The following is a 15372-nucleotide window of genomic DNA, read 5'->3' as shown; positions in this document are numbered from 1 at the left end:
GAAGTGTCCTATTGCGGGAGAGGCACGATGGACACGAACACGTTCACGAAGGGCATCTACACGGCCAAGGCGCATACGCAGCACGCCGCCAACGGACAGTTCCAGGGCTACGTGATCCTCGCCCGGGACGACGGCGACGAGACGGAGAACGTGCGCTACGACGTCCACACGACGAGTCCGAGCGAGGAAGAGGCGTTCGACGAGGCGAAGGCGCTCGCGCACCGGATCCTCGGCGAAATCGAGCTGTGATGCGCGAGCTTCAATGCACGAGCCGTCATGCACGAACTACCCCGCGCCGAACCCGTCACGTGCGCGCCGCGGCCGGACCGCGACGCGCCGTCTTCGGCACGGCTCAGAGCAGCCGCGCCACCAGCGACACCAGCATCGTCAGCACCAGCGTCGACATGAACGGGAACGGATAACGCCGCCCGCCGAGCGTCAGCGTGACGTCGCCCGGCATCCGCCCGATGCCGAACTTGCCGAGCCACGGCCAGCAGCGCGTCAGGATCATCACCGCAACGAACGACGCCATGAACCAGCGCAGCATCCCGGTCTCCGCCGTCAGAGCGCGTGCGAGCGGTCGCCGCGCGCGAACGCGTCGAGCGTGCCGTCGATGCCGCGCGAGAACGCGATCACCTTGAACAGCTCGCCCATCTCGGCTTCCGAGATCAGCTTCTGCACCGCGTTCGCGGCCGGCAGGAACTGGTGGATGTCGGACGGATCGATCGCGGCGAGCGCGTCGGTGATGCCCGCGTTCAACAGGAAACGCGCCTGCGACGTGTAGCCGAGCAGGTCCGCGCCGGTCGCGACGCCCGCGTCGTAGATGCCGGTGAATTCGACGTGCGCGGTGATGTCCTGCAGGCCCGGGTAAAGGAATGCGTCGTCGTGCGCGTGGTGGCGGTAGTGGCACATCAGCGTGCCGCGGTCGCGCTGCGGGTGGTAGTACTCGTGCGCGGGGAAGCCGTAGTCGACCAGCAGCACCGCGCCGCGCCCGAGCATCGTGCACACGGTGCGCGTGAACGCCAGCGCGGCTTCATGTGTTTCGGTCACGTAGCCGTCGTCGACGTCGAGCGTCGCGAGCACCGGCGGCAGGCCGGCCGCGCCCACGGGCCGGTCGTCGAACACGAACGCGTGCCGCGCGTCGAGCGCGACGCCGCGCTCGCGCCACGCGCCGCCCGCCTTCGCAAAGAGGCGCACCGGCATCGCGTCGAGCACCTCGTTGCCGACCACGACGCCGTCGAAGCGCTCGGGCAGCGCGTCGAGCCAGCGTACTTTTCCCGCAAGCGCCGGCGCAGCCGCCGCGATCGTGTCGCGCTGCCGTTCGCGCAGTTCGCCGGACAGGTCGACGATCAGGTATTCGTCGAGCTCGACGCCGAGCGCATCGAGCGCCGCGAGCAGCCCGGCCGCGAGCTTGCCGGTGCCCGCGCCGAATTCCATCACGCGGCGCGTGCCGCTCGCCGCGAGCGCGTCGGCGACGGGATTCGCGAGCGTCTGCGCGAACAGCGGCGACAGCTCGGGGGCCGTCACGAAGTCGCTGCCGTCGTCGGCGCGGCGCCCGAACTTGCGCGCGCCGCCGCTGTAATAGCCGAGGCCGGGCGCGTACAGCGCGCGTTCCATGAAGCGGTCGAACGGCAGCCAGCCGCCGGCCGCCGCGATCTCGTCGCGCAGTTGCGCGGCGAGGGTTTCGGACTGCGCGAGCGCGTCAGGGCCGGGAGCAGGTAAACTAGCGGGTTCGTGAGCTTTCGGGTTCATCCCGGCATTGTAAATGACCGTTTCAGCCGATACGTCGCCCCCGCGCATCGCGCTCGTCGCGGGCGCGCTGGGCAGCGCGGCCGACGCCGCGTCGCTCGGCCGTGCGCTCGCGACCGGATTCGCGCAGCGCGGCTGGGACGTCGCGCTGCAGCGCAGCCCCGGCGCGCCGCGCGCGGCTGGCGACGCGCTGGTCGCCGAAGTCGCCGCACTGGGCCGCCGCGCGGCCGTGCTCGACGCCGATCTGGCCCTGGAAGCCGATGCGGCCGCGCTCGTTGCCGCGTGCGGCGCGGCACTCGGCCGGCCCGCCTGTGCGGTGTTCGTGAGCGCTTGCGCCGGCACCGACGACGCGCATACCGTGGATGGCGCGTCGCTCGCCGGCGCGCTCGCGCGCAACGTGACGGCGCCGCTCGCGCTGGCCCGCGCGCTCGCCGACGCGACGCCCGATGCCGCGCGCGACGACGAATCGCTGCGCGCCTGCGCGATCCACGTGCTGGACCAGGCCCTGTTTCACCCGGCGCCGGCGCAGCTGTCGCACGCGCTGATGCAGGCCGCGCTGAACCGCGCGACCTCGGCGCTCGCGCTGGCGCTGGCGCCGAAGGTGCGCGTCGCGGCGCTCGTGCGCGGCCACGCGCCGCACGCGAACGACATCGCGGCGGCGGCCTGCTATCTCGCGAGCGCGCCCGGCGTCACGGGCGCGACGCTGACCGTCGACGGCGGCGAGCACCTGGTGCCGCCCGCCGCCGGCCCGAATGACTGAACTGCGCGGAGCGCGCGGCCCGACCGCCGCCGCCCGCGCCGCTTTGCGTGCACGCACGCCAATTTGACTGGGACGACCATGTTTTCCGCTCTCCTGCACCCCCGCCTCGCGGACTGCCGCAGGCTCTACCTGCGCGACTACGAGGTGCACATCAACATCGGGGCCTTCGAACACGAGAAGCGCGGCGAGCAGCGCGTCGTCATCAACATCGACCTGTTCGTGCCGCTCGCGCTGTCCACCCCCGTCGACGACCGGCTGCATGAAGTCGTCGACTACGACCTGATGAAGCAGAGCGTCGCGCAGTGCCTGGCGCGCGGCCACATCCACCTGCAGGAAACGCTGTGCGACGCGATCGCCGCGAACCTGCTGGCGCACGACAGCGTGCGCGCGGTACGCGTCTGTACCGAGAAACCGGACGCCTATCCGGACTGCGACGCCGTCGGCGTCGAAGTCTTTCGCATCAAGGACGAGGAGCGCGCATGAACGCCCCCCACATGAATGACACGGCGGCCGATGGCGCCGCCATCGAAGCCACCGTCGCCGACACCGGTCGCCGCGCGCTGACGCGCCGCGAGCAGAAGGAAGCGTACGAGAACAACAAGCTGTTCAAGCGGATCGTGCGCCAGGTCGGCCAGGCGATCGGCGACTACAACATGATCGAGCAGGGCGACAAGGTGATGGTGTGCCTGTCGGGCGGCAAGGACAGCTACGCGATGCTCGACGTGCTGCTGCGCCTGCGCGAACGCGCGCCGATCGACTTCGACATCGTCGCGGTCAACCTCGACCAGAAGCAGCCGGGCTTCCCCGAGCACGTGCTGCCCGAGTACCTGACGCAGGTCGGTGTGCCGTTCCACATCGAGAACCAGGACACCTACAGCATCGTCAAGCGGCTCGTCCCCGAAGGCAAGACGACCTGCTCGCTGTGCTCGCGGCTGCGCCGCGGGATCCTGTACCGCGTGGCGGGCGAGCTCGGCGCGACCAAGATCGCGCTCGGCCACCACCGCGACGACATCCTGCAAACCTTGCTGCTCAACATGTTCTACGGCGGCAAGCTGAAGGGGATGCCGCCGAAGCTGCAGTCGGACGACGGCCGGAACGTCGTGATCCGCCCGCTCGCGTACGTGAAGGAAACCGATCTCGAGAAATACGCGGAGCTGCGCGAATTCCCGATCATCCCGTGCAACCTGTGCGGCAGCCAGCCGAACCTGAAGCGCGCGGAAATGAAGGCGCTGATCCGCGAATGGGACAAGCGCTTTCCGGGCCGCGTCGACAACATGTTCAGCGCGCTCGCGAACGTCGTGCCGTCGCACCTGATGGATACGACCCAGTTCCCGTTCGCGTCGCTGCGCGCGACCGGAGAAGCCGATCCGCAGGGCGACATTGCGTTCGACGAGGAGCCGTGCGCGTCCGGCGAAGACACCGCCGTGCCGGGTGCCGCGAAACCGATCTCGATTGTCCAGTTCGACGACCTGTAAGCAGGGTCCGAACATCGCCGGAACGGGGCGCAGCGTGCCCTGTTCCGGCACTGTCGCCCGGTCGCGACAGGCCCGGAATGCCAGGGGCCGCATGCTAAAATGGACGGCTACGAACTCCTCTGACAAGCTGGCGCCATGAATATCGTGATTTTGGCGGCAGGCACCGGCAAGCGCATGCGTTCCGCGCTGCCGAAAGTGCTCCATCCCCTGGCCGGCAGGCCGCTCCTCTCCCACGTCATCGCCACCGCGCGCACGCTGCAGCCGTCGCGGCTCGTCGTCGTCGTCGGTCATGGCGCCGAGCAGGTCCAGGCCGCCGTCGCCGCGCCCGACGTGCAGTTCGCGGTACAGGCCGAGCAGCTCGGCACCGGCCACGCGGTGCGCCAGGCGCTGCCGCTGCTCGATCCCGCGCAACCGACGCTGGTGCTGTACGGCGACGTGCCGCTCACCCACGCGTCGACGCTGCGGCGTCTGGTCGACGCCGCGCGCGAGGGCCGCTACGGGATTCTGACGGTCACGCTCGACGATCCGACCGGCTACGGCCGCATCGTGCGCGACGCGTCCGGCTTCGTCACGCGCATCGTCGAGCAGAAGGATGCGTCGCCCGAGCAACTGAAGATCGCCGAGATCAACACCGGCATCATCGTCACGCCGACGGCCCAGCTGTCGATGTGGCTCGGCGCGCTGAAGAACGAGAACGCGCAGGGCGAGTACTACCTGACCGACGTCGTCGAACTCGCGATCGAGGCCGGCTTCGAGATCGTCACGGCGCAGCCCGACGAGGACTGGGAAACGCTCGGCGTGAACAGCAAGGCGCAGCTCGCGGAACTCGAGCGCATCCATCAGCGCAACGTCGCCGATGCGCTGCTCGCCGACGGCGTCACGCTCGCCGATCCGGCGCGCCTCGACGTGCGCGGCACGCTCCGGTGCGGCCGCGACGTGTCGATCGACGTGAACTGCGTGTTCGAAGGCAACGTGACGCTCGCCGACAACGTGACGATCGGCGCGAACTGCGTGATCCGCAACGCGTCGATCGGCGCGGGCACGCGCATCGACGCGTTCACGCACATCGACGGCGCCGAACTCGGCGCGCACACCGTGATCGGCCCGTACGCGCGGCTGCGCCCGGGCGCGCAGCTCGCGGACGAAGCGCACGTCGGCAACTTCGTCGAGGTGAAGAACGCGGTGATCGGCCACGGTTCGAAGGCGAACCACCTGACCTACATCGGCGACGCCGACATCGGCGCGCGCGTGAACATCGGCGCCGGCACGATCACCTGCAACTACGACGGCGCGAACAAGTTCCGCACCGTGATCGAGGACGACGTATTCGTCGGCTCGGACACGCAGCTCGTCGCGCCGGTGCGCGTCGGCCGCGGCGTGACGATCGCGGCCGGCACGACGATCTGGAAGGACGTCGCCGAGGGCGTCCTCGCATTGAACGAGAAGACGCAGACCGCGAAAAGCGGCTACGTCCGACCGGTCAAGAAGAAGAGCTGAACCTTTTGCGGGCGCCCGAACGGCGCCCGCGTCGACTTACAGGATTGACCATTCATGTGCGGCATTGTCGGCGCAGTTGCGCAGCGTAATATCGTTCCGGTGCTGATCGAAGGATTGCGGCGCCTCGAATACCGTGGCTACGACTCGTGCGGCGTCGCCGTGCTCGAGCCGGACGCACCGAAGCGCGCGCGCAGCGTCGCGCGCGTCGCCGATCTCGACGCGCAGGTGCAGGAATCGCACCTCGCAGGCACGACCGGCGTCGCGCACACGCGCTGGGCGACGCACGGTGCGCCCGTCACGCACAACGCACACCCGATCTTCTCGTCGAACGCGCTCGCGCTGGTGCACAACGGCATCATCGAGAACTTCGAGACGCTGCGCGACGCGCTGCGCGCGAAGGGCTACGAATTCGTGTCGCAGACCGACACCGAAGTGATCGCGCACCTCGTGCACAGCCTGTATCGCGGCGACCTGTTCGAGGCCGTGCGCGAAGCCGTGCAGCAGCTGCACGGCGCGTATGCGATCGCGGTGACCCACAAGGACCAGCCGCACATCGTCGTCGGCGCGCGCCAGGGTTCGCCGCTCGTCGTCGGCCACGGCGACGGCGAGAACTTCCTCGCCTCCGACGCACTGGCGCTGGCCGGCAGCACCGACCATTTCACGTTCCTCGAGGAAGGCGACATGTGCGAGCTGTCGCTCGACGGCGTGAAGATCGTCGACCGCCACGGCGCGCTCGCGCAGCGCGAGATCCGCGTGGTCAGCGCATACGGCGGCGCGGTCGAGCTGGGCCCGTATCGCCACTTCATGCAGAAGGAAATCTTCGAGCAGCCGCGCGCGATCAGCGACACGGTGCCGCAAACCGAAGCATTCGACGCAACGCTGTTCGGCGACGCGGCGCCCGCCGCGTTCGCGGACATCGACAGCCTGCTGATCCTCGCGTGCGGCACGAGCTACTACTCGGGCCTCACCGCGAAGTACTGGCTCGAATCGATCGCGAAGATTCCGACCCAGGTCGAGATCGCGAGCGAATACCGCTATCGCGAATCGGTGCCGAACCCGCGCCAGCTCGTGCTGGTGATCTCGCAGTCGGGAGAGACGGCCGACACGCTCGCCGCGCTCAAGCACGCGCAGTCTCTCGGCCACACGCATACGCTCGCGGTGTGCAACGTCGCGACGAGCGCGATGGTGCGCCTCACCGAGATGCAGTTCCTGACGCACGCGGGCACCGAGATCGGCGTCGCGTCGACCAAGGCGTTCACGACCCAGCTCGTCGCGCTGTTCGTGCTGGCCGCGACGCTCGGCAAGCTGCGCGGGCACGTCGACGCCGCGCAGGAAGCGCAATTCCTGAAGGAGCTGCGCCACCTGCCGGCCGCGCTGAACAGCGTGCTCGCCCTCGAGCCGCAGATCATCGCGTGGTCGGAGGAATTCGCGCGCAAGGAAAACGCGCTGTTCCTCGGCCGCGGGCTGCACTACCCGATCGCGCTCGAAGGCGCGCTGAAGCTGAAGGAAATCTCGTACATCCACGCCGAGGCCTATCCGGCCGGCGAACTGAAGCACGGCCCGCTCGCGCTCGTCACGGAAGCGATGCCGGTCGTCACGGTCGCGCCGAACGACACGCTGCTCGAGAAGCTGAAGTCGAACATGCAGGAAGTGCGCGCGCGCGGCGGCGAGCTGTACGTGTTCGCGGATGCCGACACGCAGATCGTCAACGACGACGGCCTGCACGTGATCCGGATGCCGGAACACTACGGCCAGCTGTCGCCGATCCTGCACGTCGTGCCGCTGCAGCTGCTCGCATATCACACCGCGTGCGCGCGCGGCACCGACGTCGACAAGCCGCGCAACCTCGCGAAGTCGGTGACGGTGGAGTAAGCAATCGGCGCAGCGCAGTCCGGCGCGCCGGCGAGACTGACGGAGAGACCATGGTAAGACTGTTTGGATGCGGATTGCTGGCGCTGAGCTTCGCGTCGACGGGCTGGGCGACCGAGCACTACGTCGAAGTCTGGAACCCGCCCGAGGCGCGCGTGCCGGCGGCACGTACGCCGCCCCCGCGCGCGGCCGCCGACGCGCACGCCGGCAACAAGACCGCGGAAAAGCACGCGAGCGTGCAGCCGAAGGTCGCCGTCAAGCCGCACAAGCGCCGCGTCGCACAAGCCGTGAAAGCCGCGCCGCATCGACCGACCGCCGCGACGGTCGATGCGCCGGCCGCACCGCGCCCCGTCGCGCAGCCCGCGCCGGGCCGGCTCACCGTGATGCAGCCGACCGTGCCCGACACGCCGCACGCACTCAAATTCTCCGATATCCCACGGCAATACACGCCGGACGGCAACGTGCTGCGTGTCGGCGCGAGCCGCCGTTCCGCGGAGGTGACGCGATAATGGAAGCGCAGACCTATCACGGCTACCAGATCTGGGGCCATTCGATCCTGCAGCAAGACGAAATCCTGCAGCCCGAGCGCTTCGCGGCGAGCGGCACGATCACGCAGAACAACCGGCTCGTCGAAGCGTCAGGCGTGCTCGGCGTGTTCGATACCGAGGACGAAGCGCGCGAAGCGGGGCTCGAATGGGCCCGCGCGTGGATCGACAGCCATCGCTGAACGGAGCGCGAACCGTCAACGCAAGTAACAAGGGGCGTCCACGACGCCCCTTTTTGCATTCGGCCCCGCCCGCTCAGGCGACGGGCCGCGGCGGCGGCACGACCGTCCGCGGCCGGCCGACGAGCCGCGCCAGCACGACGATCGCAACCAGCGTGACCAGGTACGCGGCGATCTGGATCCCCGCCGGACGCGCGGTATAGCCGATCAACGTATGCAGCGCCTTGCCGACGATGCTCGTTTCCTTGAGCAGCCACGAGGTATCCCAGACCGCGTCGCCCCACGACGGCACGAGGCCCGCGGCAAGCAGGAAGCCGACGCACTGGCTCGCCATCCCCGCCGCGAGCAGCACGATCAGCGCATTGGTGACGGAAAACAGGCGCTTGAGCGGAATCTGCAGCAGGCCCGCATACATCGCATAGCCGAGCCCGGCGCCACCCAGCACGCCGAGCAGCCCGCCGACGATCATCTGCGGCGTCTGTCCCGGATCGCCCGCCGCGATGCCGTACAGGAACAGCACGGCCTCGGAGCCTTCGCGCAATACCGCGACGCCGACCACGATCGCGAGCCCCGTGAGCGGCCGGCTGCCGGCCGCGACGGCCCGCCCGACCTCGCCCATGTGCAGCGCCATCTCGCGGCCGTGGCGGCTCATCCAGATGCAATGCCACGCGAGCATCAGCGTCGCGACGAACATCACGCCCGCGTTGAAGACTTCCTGCCCCATGCCGGATGCCCACTGCGAGATCACGTCGGCGAACGCGGCGATCAGGCCGGCGCCGATCACGCCGCCGACGAGCCCGCCGCCGACCCACCAGCCGCGCCGCGGCACGCCCTTCGTGGCGGCCATCACGATCGAGACCACCAGCGCGGCCTCGAGCACTTCACGAAAGACGATCAGGGCAGTAGACAGCATGGCGATATCCGCTTACTTGACGGTCAGGTGCGTCTTCGACTGCGCTTCGTGATACTCGTCGTGGAACTCGTAGGTGCCGGCCTTCAGCGGCCCGACGAGGATCTCGACCGACTTGCCGGCCGGCACGACCTTCTCTGCCTTGAAATCGTCGCTTTCGAATTCCGCGGGCGTCGCGTCGAGATTCTTCACGACGAACTTCACCTTCTTGCCGGCCGGAATCGTCACGCCGTCGGGCGAGAACTTGTGGTCCTTCAGGGTCAGGTTGACGACGTCGTCGGCAGCGAAGGCGGACGATGCCGATACGCCCAGCAGGGCCAGTGCGAAACCGAAAGCGAAGCGATTCATATGGGTAACGAAATGAAATATCGAGGGGGAACCGATAGTAAGATCGATTCGCATTTCCCTCTCGAAGTACCCTTACTGATGGCATGGGCATCGGGCGTCGTCGACGCGACACGCACCTTGTCGTGCAAGGCTCCGCCAGATTTCGCCGACAATGCGCGACCGTCAATCGGGAAAAATTCCGACTGACGTACATCGGCGCATCACGATTCGTCTGACTTCTGCTTTACAAATAGCTTTCGCGATGCCGAACGCGACGAATCGCTTGACCTTCCCACCATGGCAAGCTTCATGCTGGCGACGTTTGTGAATCGCCACCCAACCCAGGAGAACACGATGGAATTCGAAGTCCAGGACATGACCTGCGGCGGCTGCGCCAACGCCATCACGCGTGCCGTGACGGCAGCCGACCCCGCTGCGAAGCTCGACATCGACGTGGCCGCGAAGACGGTCAAGGTCGAATCGGCGCAAGGCGCCGAACGCGTGCAGTCGATCATCGAAGCCGCGGGCTTCCACCCGGCGCTGCGCACGGCCTGACGCGCGCATGCGCAGCACGGGCGTGGCGCCCGTCGGCACCGCGCCCGCACACCGGCCGCGTCAGCGAAGCCGGATCAGCGTCGACTTCAGTTCGGTGTACTTCTCGAGCGCATGCAGCGACTTGTCGCGGCCGTTGCCCGACTGCTTGTAGCCGCCGAACGGGAAGTTCATGTCGCCGCCTTCGTCGTAGCAGTTCACCCACACCGTGCCCGCCCGCAGCCGGCGCGACACGTCGTGCGCGGTCGTCAGGTCCGACGTCCACACCGCCGCCGCGAGCCCGTACTCGGTATCGTTCGCGATCCGCACCGCCTCGTCGACATCGTCGAACACGATCACCGACAGCACGGGACCGAAGATCTCCTCGCGCGCGATCTTCGCATCGGGCTTCACCTCGAACACCGTCGGCTCGACGTAGAAGCCGCCCGTCTCCGCCTTCACGCGCGCACCGCCCGTGACGAGCGTGCCCTCCTTGCGCCCGGCGTCGATGTAGCCGAGCACGCGCTCGAGCTGGATGCCGTCGACGATCGCGCCCATCGATACCGACGGATCGAGCGGGTTGCCCGGCACGTACGCACGCGCGGCCGCGACCAGCTTCTCGATGAACGCGTCCTTGATGTCGCGATGCACGAGCAGGCGCGAGCCGGCCGTGCACATCTCGCCCATGTTGTAGAAGATCGCGCCGGCCGCGGCCTGCGCGGCGCGGTCGAGATCCGGGCAATCGGGCAGCACGATGTTCGGCGACTTGCCGCCGAGTTCGAGCCATGCGCGCTTCAGGTTCGACTGCGCGGCGTACTGCATGATCAGCTTGCCGACTGCCGTGGAGCCGGTGAACGCGATGCAGTCGACGTCGCGATGAAGCGCGAGCAGCTTGCCCGGTTCGCCCGCGCCCGGCACGACGTTGAACACGCCGGCCGGGATGCCGGCCTCGTACGCGAGCTGCGCGACGCGGATCGCGGTCAGCGGCGATTTCTCCGACGGTTTCAGCACGACGCTGTTGCCGGCCGCGAGCGCCGGGCCGAACTTCCATGCGGCCATCAGGATCGGGAAGTTCCACGGCACGACGGCCGCGACCACGCCGACCGGCTCGCGCGTGACGAGGCCGACGAGATGATGGTCGGCCGGCGCGACTTCGCCGCCGACCTTGTCGATCGCCTCGGCGAACCACTCGACGCAATACGCGGCGCCCGGCACGTCGACCGTCGTCGTGTCGCCGATCGGCTTGCCGGCGTCGAGCGTCTCGAGCAGCGACAGTTCGTCGAGATGCTCGCGCATCAGTGCGGCCCAGCGCAGCAGCACGGCCTTGCGCGCGCGCGGGTTCAGTCCGGCCCACACGCCGGCGTCGAACGCGCGGCGGGCGGCCGCGACGGCGGCGTTCACGTCGGCCTCGCCGCAATCGGCCACCTTCGCGAGCACGCGGCCGTCGATCGGGCTCACGCAGTCGAACGTCTTGCCGCCGTGCGCGTCGCGCGACGCGCCGTCGATGAATGCGCGCCCCTCGATCTCGAGCGACGCCGCCTTGTCCTGCCAGTCAGCCAAAGTCAACTTGTTCATTCAGGATGCCTCAACGGTTGTGGCATTCGCGCTGCGGCACGCCGTGCAACGGCAACGCTGCCGGCGGTGGCGAATGCGGTGATGCGCGGTCAGAAGGTGGCCGGCGAATTGGCCGACACGACCTCGCAGAGCTGTTCCGCGCTGGGATTGCGAAAACGGTGCGGCAAACGGCTTTCGAAGTAGTAGCCGTCTCCGGGGTCGAGCAGCCAGGTCGCGCCGTCGACGGTGAGCTCGAGCCGACCCGACACGACCACGCCACCCTCGTGCCCCGCGTGCACGAGCATCTCGGGCCCCGTATCGGCGAGCGGCTGGTAGACCTCGCGCATGATGCACATGTTGCGGTCCTTCACGCCCGCGCCGACGAGGTGAAACGCGAGCGCGTCGTTGCCGAGGTTCGGCATCTCGTCACGTCGCGACACGACCGAGCGCGATTCGACCAGCTCGAACGTGAAGAACTCCGCGAGACTCATCGGGATGCATTCGAGCAGTTTCTTCAGCGAGCCGACCGACGGGCTCACGCGCCCCTGTTCGATCAGCGAGATCGTGCCGTTGGTCACGCCGGCCCGCTTCGCGAGTTCGCGCTGCGACAGGCCATGCTTGTTGCGCACGAAACGCAGGCGCTCGGCGACTTCGGTGGACATCGATTCGGTTTCGGACACGATAGAAGTGCGGTGAAAAAGTGAAACGACGCGTTGGACAGCGTTGAGCAGCCGTTGAATATTCTAATCACTTTATGCCACACATCAGCGGGGAAAACCCTGAAAGGCGTTCGAAATAATGAACACCCCGCGCGTCATTCCATTTACGAATATTTTGTTCGCAGTGCCTCGGGAAAGCCCTGACACGAGACCGTCAAAAAACATTTGACGCCGTTTTTGGCTCGTATATGCTGGCTCTCAGGTCAGCGTCATTGGCCATTCATCGGCACCGAAAAACGTTACTGCAACGTAAAAATTGATGCCCATCAATGTAAATGACGCAGGCCGGGCACCTTGATTATTTTAAACGCCTCGCGCGCCGAAACGATCAGGTGTTCAATACTTTCAACAAACCAGTCGAGTGTAATCGTGAGAGTCCGTGGCCCTCTGGTGAGGTGGGATCGAGGCGATGTGCGAAGTTTGCGCAGCGCTGCTCCCGCTTCCGATGGCAGTTGCGGCTGGCATAGTCCTCGCCTGCTGCATCTGTCGATCTACACCATCCTGTCCCGTCGTTCCGTTCGCCGTCACAACGCCGTTTCCGCACGCGCGTTCGTGGCCGTCGATACCGACGAAGTCGCGTCGCTGCTGCCATAGCGCCTCTCCTCCTTTTCTCGTCGTTCGTTTCAACTGCCTGTTCGTCAGCCGCGTCGTCTGCGCGGTGACGGAACGCGTTCGCGCATCCATTGCCGCGTCGCACGGCACGACGAAACGAACGATGGCCTGACCGTCGCGCGCAGCGCGGATCGCCATGCGAACCCGTTGCGCCCATTCACCAGCGGCCTTGCGCGCTTCGCGAGGCTGCGGGGCCGTGTCGCGCCTGCATTTTGCGGTTTTCCCGCGTGATGCACGCAACGGTCCTACGGACAACTGATTGACGTCATGGAAAGGAAACCCCTCGTCGGCATCACCGCCGACTTCACGCAGATCGGCGCACATGCGTCGCACACGGTCGGCGACAAGTACGTCGCGGCGATCGTCGACGGCGCACACGCGCTCGCGATGGTGCTGCCCGCGCTCGGCGATCGCCAGTCGGTCGACGACGTGCTCGCCACGGTCGACGGCCTGTTGTTTACCGGCAGCTATTCGAACGTCGAGCCGCACCTGTATGGCGGCGAGCCGAGCGCGCCCGGCACGAAGCACGATCCCGCGCGCGACGCGACGACGCTGCCGCTGCTGCGCGCGGCGATCGTCGCGGGCGTGCCCGTGCTGGCCGTGTGCCGCGGCTTCCAGGAGCTGAACGTCGTTTGCGGCGGCACGCTGCATCAGCGCGTGCACGACGTGCCGGGCCTCGCCGATCACCGCGAGGACGACGACGCGCCGATGGACACGCAATACGGCCCCGCGCACGTCGTGCGCCTGACGCCCGGCGGCGTGCTGCACACGCTCGCCGGCGGCCGCGACGACGTGCACGTGAACTCGCTGCACAAGCAGGGCATCGCGCAGCTCGGTTCCGGCCTCGCCGTCGAAGCCGTCGCGCCGGACGGCCTGATCGAGGCCGTCAGCGTCGTCGATGCCCCGGCCTTCGCCCTCGCCGTGCAGTGGCACCCGGAATGGCGGCATGCGCATGACCCGCTGTCGAGCGCGATCTTCCGCGCCTTCGGCGACGCCTGCCGCGCGCGCCGCGACGCCCGCACACGTGCCACGGCCGCCGCCGCGCTCGCCTGAGCGCGCCGACCCACATAACGAGAACAGACATGCAAGACATCGAAGACTTTCTGAAGCAGCACCGGATCACCGAGATCGAAGCGATCATTCCCGACATGGCCGGCATCGCGCGCGGCAAGATCACGCCGCGCAACAAGTTCACGTCCGGCGAATCGATGCGGCTGCCGCAGGCCGTGATGGTGCAGACCGTCACCGGCGACTATCCGGAAGACGGCTCGCTGACCGGCGTGACCGATCCCGACATGGTGTGCGTGCCCGACACGTCGACCATTCGCCTGATCCCGTGGGCCGTCGATCCGACCGCGCAGGTGATCCACGATTGCGTGCACTTCGACGGCTCGCCGGTCGAGATCTCGCCGCGCTACGTGCTGCGCCGCGTGCTCGACCTCTACAAGGCGAAGGGCTGGAAGCCGGTCGTCGCGCCGGAGCTCGAGTTCTACCTGGTCGACATGAACAAGGACCCGGACCTGCCGCTGCGTCCGCCGGTCGGCCGCACGGGCCGCCCCGAAACGGGCCGCCAGTCGTATTCGATCGAGGCGGTCAACGAGTTCGACCCGCTGTTCGAGGACATCTACGAGTACTGCGAAGCGCAGAACCTCGACATCGACACGCTGATCCACGAAGTCGGCGCCGCGCAGATGGAGATCAACTTCATGCACGGCGACGCGCTGTCGCTGGCCGACCAGGTGTTCCTGTTCAAGCGCACGGTGCGCGAGGCCGCGTTGCGCCACAACATGTACTCGACCTTCATGGCCAAGCCGATGGAAAACGAGCCGGGCTCGGCGATGCACGTGCACCAGAGCATCGTCGACGAGGAAACGGGCCGCAACCTGTTCACGTCGCCGGAAACGGGCGGCGCGACCTCGCTGTTCTACAACTACCTCGCGGGGCTGCAGAAGTACACGCCCGCCTTGATGCCGATCTTCGCGCCGTACATCAATTCGTATCGCCGGCTGTCGCGCTTCATGGCCGCGCCGATCAACGTGCAGTGGGGCTACGACAACCGCACGGTCGGCTTCCGCATCCCGCACTCGGGCCCGGCCGCGCGCCGCATCGAGAACCGGATTCCGGGCGTCGACTGCAACCCGTACCTCGCGCTCGCGGCGACGCTCGCGGCCGGCTATCTCGGCATGACGCAGCGTCTCGAGCCGACCGAACCGCTCGTCAGCGACGGCTACGAGCTGCCGTACCAGCTGCCGCGCAACCTCGAGGAAGGGCTCACGCTGATGGCCGCGTGCGAGCCGCTCGGCGAGATTCTCGGCCACAAGTTCCTGAAGGCGTATTTCGCGCTGAAGGAAACCGAATACGAAGCGTTCTTCCGCGTGATCAGTTCGTGGGAACGCCGCCATCTGCTGCTGCACGTCTGAGCGTGCACACGACCGAATACGGAATCACGGAGGAAACATGACGTACCGCAACGAATCTGCCTGGATCCAGCCGGCCGCGCCGGCCACCGCACCGCGCACGACGCAGGCACGCTCGACCGCCGAATACCGCGCGCTCGACGCCGCGCACCACATCCATCCGTTCTCGGACATGGGTGCGCTCAATCGCGCGGGCAGCCGCGTGATCGTGAAGGCCGACGGCGTCTA

At 67.7% G+C, this 15372-nt stretch carries 18 protein-coding genes and 1 pseudogene; 13 read left to right on the top strand and 6 right to left on the bottom strand.

From position 1 onward, the window contains the following. Positions 1 to 27 precede the first annotated feature (27 nt). Positions 28 to 249: a hypothetical protein gene (locus DIE04_RS26475; RefSeq protein WP_044849082.1), complete on the top strand. Its 222-nt coding sequence runs from the start codon at positions 28 to 30 to the stop codon at positions 247 to 249. A 103-nt stretch (positions 250 to 352) separates the two neighbouring features. On the opposite strand, the gene DIE04_RS26470 is transcribed toward DIE04_RS26475, so the two are convergent. Both DIE04_RS26470 and DIE04_RS26465 read right to left on the bottom strand, forming a co-directional pair. Continuing rightward, positions 353 to 547 carry a DUF2905 domain-containing protein gene (locus DIE04_RS26470; RefSeq protein ID WP_124486620.1) on the bottom strand — a complete coding sequence of 65 codons (195 nt, stop codon included), beginning with the start codon at positions 545 to 547 and terminating at the stop codon, positions 353 to 355. Positions 548 to 561: 14 nt separating this feature from the next. Then, the gene (locus DIE04_RS26465; RefSeq protein ID WP_124520617.1) at positions 562 to 1752 is read right to left on the bottom strand and encodes a class I SAM-dependent methyltransferase; all 1191 of its coding nucleotides are present in this window, start codon (positions 1750 to 1752) and stop codon (positions 562 to 564) included. A 13-nt stretch (positions 1753 to 1765) separates the two neighbouring features. Between DIE04_RS26465 and DIE04_RS26460 the strand changes: the two genes are divergently transcribed. The 7 genes from DIE04_RS26460 (at position 1766) to DIE04_RS26430 (ending at position 8077) form a co-directional block, all read left to right on the top strand. Further along, positions 1766 to 2509, top strand: coding sequence for an SDR family oxidoreductase (locus DIE04_RS26460; protein ID WP_044849085.1), 744 nt, complete (start codon positions 1766 to 1768; stop codon positions 2507 to 2509). Positions 2510 to 2587: 78 nt separating this feature from the next. After that, a complete protein-coding gene (locus DIE04_RS26455) occupies positions 2588 to 2992 on the top strand; it encodes a dihydroneopterin aldolase (protein ID WP_124486622.1) in 405 nt (134 codons plus the stop codon). Continuing rightward, on the top strand, positions 2989 to 3984 hold the full coding sequence (gene ttcA / locus DIE04_RS26450; protein ID WP_124486623.1) for a tRNA 2-thiocytidine(32) synthetase TtcA: 996 nt from the start codon (positions 2989 to 2991) through the stop codon (positions 3982 to 3984). Before DIE04_RS26455 ends, ttcA begins: the two co-directional genes overlap by 4 nt. A 135-nt stretch (positions 3985 to 4119) precedes the next feature. Next, complete coding sequence (gene glmU / locus DIE04_RS26445) at positions 4120 to 5481, top strand: bifunctional UDP-N-acetylglucosamine diphosphorylase/glucosamine-1-phosphate N-acetyltransferase GlmU (RefSeq protein WP_124520616.1); 1362 nt, start codon at positions 4120 to 4122, stop codon at positions 5479 to 5481. Between the two features lie 54 nt (positions 5482 to 5535). Further along, positions 5536 to 7353: a glutamine--fructose-6-phosphate transaminase (isomerizing) gene (gene glmS / locus DIE04_RS26440; RefSeq protein WP_124520615.1), complete on the top strand. Its 1818-nt coding sequence runs from the start codon at positions 5536 to 5538 to the stop codon at positions 7351 to 7353. Positions 7354 to 7403: 50 nt separating this feature from the next. Further along, positions 7404 to 7859, top strand: coding sequence for a hypothetical protein (locus DIE04_RS26435; RefSeq protein WP_124520614.1), 456 nt, complete (start codon positions 7404 to 7406; stop codon positions 7857 to 7859). After that, positions 7859 to 8077, top strand: a complete 219-nt coding sequence (locus DIE04_RS26430; RefSeq protein ID WP_040142345.1) for a hypothetical protein — start codon at positions 7859 to 7861, stop codon at positions 8075 to 8077. Before DIE04_RS26435 ends, DIE04_RS26430 begins: the two co-directional genes overlap by 1 nt. Positions 8078 to 8150: 73 nt before the next feature. Here DIE04_RS26430 and DIE04_RS26425 read toward each other — a convergent pair whose 3' ends face one another. Together DIE04_RS26425 and DIE04_RS26420 are read right to left on the bottom strand one after the other, a co-directional pair. Continuing rightward, positions 8151 to 8987, bottom strand: coding sequence for an FTR1 family protein (locus tag DIE04_RS26425; RefSeq protein ID WP_044849093.1), 837 nt, complete (start codon positions 8985 to 8987; stop codon positions 8151 to 8153). Positions 8988 to 8999: 12 nt separating this feature from the next. Further along, positions 9000 to 9332, bottom strand: a complete 333-nt coding sequence (locus DIE04_RS26420) for a cupredoxin domain-containing protein (protein WP_124520613.1) — start codon at positions 9330 to 9332, stop codon at positions 9000 to 9002. Between the two features lie 333 nt (positions 9333 to 9665). Here DIE04_RS26420 and DIE04_RS26410 point away from each other — a divergent pair, with 333 nt between their 5' ends. Further along, complete coding sequence (locus DIE04_RS26410; RefSeq protein WP_044849094.1) at positions 9666 to 9866, top strand: heavy-metal-associated domain-containing protein; 201 nt, start codon at positions 9666 to 9668, stop codon at positions 9864 to 9866. A gap of 60 nt (positions 9867 to 9926) precedes the next feature. Here DIE04_RS26410 and DIE04_RS26405 read toward each other — a convergent pair whose 3' ends face one another. Together DIE04_RS26405 and DIE04_RS26400 are read right to left on the bottom strand one after the other, a co-directional pair. Then, the gene (locus tag DIE04_RS26405; RefSeq protein WP_044849095.1) at positions 9927 to 11417 is read right to left on the bottom strand and encodes an aldehyde dehydrogenase; all 1491 of its coding nucleotides are present in this window, start codon (positions 11415 to 11417) and stop codon (positions 9927 to 9929) included. Between the two features lie 89 nt (positions 11418 to 11506). After that, on the bottom strand, positions 11507 to 12058 hold the full coding sequence (locus tag DIE04_RS26400) for a cupin domain-containing protein (protein WP_044849101.1): 552 nt from the start codon (positions 12056 to 12058) through the stop codon (positions 11507 to 11509). A 468-nt stretch (positions 12059 to 12526) separates the two neighbouring features. Here DIE04_RS26400 and DIE04_RS30240 point away from each other — a divergent pair, with 468 nt between their 5' ends. From DIE04_RS30240 to DIE04_RS26380, 4 genes and pseudogenes are all read left to right on the top strand, one after another. After that, on the top strand, positions 12527 to 12709 hold the full coding sequence (locus DIE04_RS30240) for a hypothetical protein (protein WP_006402789.1): 183 nt from the start codon (positions 12527 to 12529) through the stop codon (positions 12707 to 12709). 285 nt (positions 12710 to 12994) lie between these two features. After that, positions 12995 to 13780 (top strand): gamma-glutamyl-gamma-aminobutyrate hydrolase family protein, encoded by a 786-nt coding sequence (locus DIE04_RS26390; RefSeq protein WP_124520612.1) that lies wholly within the window; start codon positions 12995 to 12997, stop codon positions 13778 to 13780. A 29-nt stretch (positions 13781 to 13809) separates the two neighbouring features. After that, entirely contained in the window at positions 13810 to 15147 is a 1338-nt protein-coding gene (locus tag DIE04_RS26385; protein WP_044849097.1) for a glutamine synthetase family protein, read from the top strand. 37 nt (positions 15148 to 15184) lie between these two features. Then, positions 15185 to 15372: pseudogene (locus DIE04_RS26380) on the top strand (aspartate aminotransferase family protein); the annotation flags it as partial.

The sequence above is a fragment of the Burkholderia sp. Bp8994 genome (assembly GCF_003853805.1).
Classification (GTDB): domain Bacteria; phylum Pseudomonadota; class Gammaproteobacteria; order Burkholderiales; family Burkholderiaceae; genus Burkholderia.
Note: the sequence above shows the minus strand (reverse complement) of the source record. Positions and strands in the feature narration are given on the sequence as shown.